Source organism: Petrachloros mirabilis, assembly GCF_975968855.1.
This window is the reverse complement of record NZ_CDLUDY010000087.1, coordinates 1-2,001: the sequence shown is the minus strand read 5'-3', so window position 1 is coordinate 2,001 and position 2,001 is coordinate 1. Positions and strand designations below refer to the sequence as shown.

Sequence of the window (2,001 nt, the reverse complement as noted above, 5' to 3'; positions counted from 1 at the left end):
TGGGACCCCACTCGTGAATCACCAGGTTAGAGGTGAGCGACGCGGGGGAGGTTGCCTCTTGCCTCTTGCTTCGCGCCTTCTCGCGAGCCATGACGCGCTCGTAATAATCGCTCGCGAGCGCATGAGCCAGCCGATAGTCCGCTGAGGCAAACGACTGGTAATAATTCCGGATCTGATCGCCTCGGACCCGGTAGAAGAGATGGTTGAGGTGGGCTTGCCACTGGTCGACCGGCTTGTAGTCGCCGATCAGCTGGGGTAAGGCATCTGGGTCTTGAAGCATAATTCGACCACTCTCTTTTGCATGTCCATTCTTGTTGGGAGCCGAATACTAACAGATGGTTGGAAAGAGCCGCAACGGGCCGTTAGAGCCCTTCTTCCTCAACTTCCTTGAAGTGGACTACCGCCTCCTTCCCCTTGTCTCTAGCCTTTCGCTTCCACTTGATGCCGTCCTTGACAGGCCCCTTCTGCAGGTGTACGAAATCGGTATGTTGAAACGATTGCTTGCCTTCTATGTTCTGATTCAAATCGCTATTCCGGCTTCACAGGTTATATCTGCGGAACTTCCTATCACGAAGAATCTTGCGATCCCTGAATATCAAAATAACCAGCAGGAAGTGAAGCCTTACGATTTCAACGCTCCTCCTCAAGGGATGTTCCTATCCATTACGATGGCCGAGGGGTTTGAAGAGGAAGTCGGCTTCCGAAGAACGCATGAAATCGTGCCGGTGAAACCGACGGAACAATTTATGCCAGACGCCTCCGGCATTTTCATCGTGTTCCAGCTCCATCAACATTACCAAGGGTTCAAGATTTTCGGCCTCTGCTTTCCCGAAGCCGTCCCGGGATTGGATACGCAGGCCCCCGTTTCCCAAGACGCCATGTACATCTCGCTGGAGGATGAATCCGGTTACTTGAGATTGCTGCCCCCGGAGGGCGGGTGGAAACCGGGAAAGTACAAAGTCGAGATTCATGCGGGAGAGCAGGTGAACGAGGTCACCTTGATGGGGACCATGCGGTTTACCGTGCTTGCGTCAACTCGTTAGCAACCGGCGACGCGGTCGGCTCGTTTGACCCTCCGGCAACCCTTCTGTAGAATGCCGCCGTGATCGCGCACCACCGCTCAACTGCCAGACACTCCAGCACTTCATGACCGACTCATCACGCCCATGGATTTCTGTCGTCATCCCGATCAAGGATGAGCGGGACAATCTTGTCCCATTGACGGAGAGAATTTTAAAGGTCCTCGAGACTCGAGAGGAGTCAAAAACCGCGCCCTATGAACTGCTGTGTGTTGACGACGGCAGCACGGACGGCAGCAGTGAGATCCTGGATGACCTCGCAAGTCGCAATCCCCACATTGTCGTCGTTCACTTCGACCGTAATTATGGGCTAGGGTCCGCATACGATGCGGCGTTTCGCGAGTCCCGCGGAGATCTGATTGTCACGATGGACGGTGATTTACAGAATGATCCGGATGATATCGGGAAGCTGCTGACCTTCACCGATCGGTACGATCTCGTATGTGGATGGCGAGTCGAACGACACGATAATTTGATCCGTAGAATCTCGTCCCGCATGGCCAATACCGTCCGGGGCCTGGTGACAGGCGATACGATCCACGATACCGGCTGCGCCCTTCGGATATTCAAGCGCGCGGTCGTCGACAAGCTGCAGATGTTCGAGGGCCTGCACCGGTTCTTTCCCGCACTCGCGCTCATGCACGGGTTCCGCGTGACCGAGGTCCCGGTCCGCCACCATCCCCGTGTCCGCGGCGTGGCCAAATTCGGCGTCGGCAACCGATTGTTCAAAAGCCTGTACGACTTGATCGCCGTACGCTGGATGCAGACGCGTGTGTTACGCTATCGCATTGGCCGGCGGGTCGGCCGCTCATGACGCATTGCCGGAATCAAGAGAATCATGCTCGACATTGAAACCATTTGGATCGCTATCGGCTTTCTTGGCCAGGGGCTCTTTTTCGGGCGCTGGGTGATCCAATGGATC

General features: G+C 55.6%; 3 protein-coding genes. 2 read left to right on the top strand and 1 reads right to left on the bottom strand.

Annotated features, from left to right (window positions below; all coding sequences use genetic code 11):
* Nucleotides 1-280: hypothetical protein (locus tag ACWVCN_RS03635; RefSeq protein WP_455244153.1), on the bottom strand; the 280-nt coding region annotated here is incomplete at its 3' end.
* 205 nt (nt 281-485) lie between these two features.
* Here ACWVCN_RS03635 and ACWVCN_RS03630 point away from each other — a divergent pair.
* Entirely contained in the window at nt 486-1,043 is a 558-nt protein-coding gene (locus tag ACWVCN_RS03630; protein ID WP_455244152.1) for a hypothetical protein, read from the top strand.
* Between the two features lie 103 nt (nt 1,044-1,146).
* Complete coding sequence (locus tag ACWVCN_RS03625) at nt 1,147-1,893, top strand: glycosyltransferase family 2 protein (protein ID WP_455244151.1); 747 nt, start codon at nt 1,147-1,149, stop codon at nt 1,891-1,893.
* Nucleotides 1,894-2,001 lie beyond the last annotated feature (108 nt).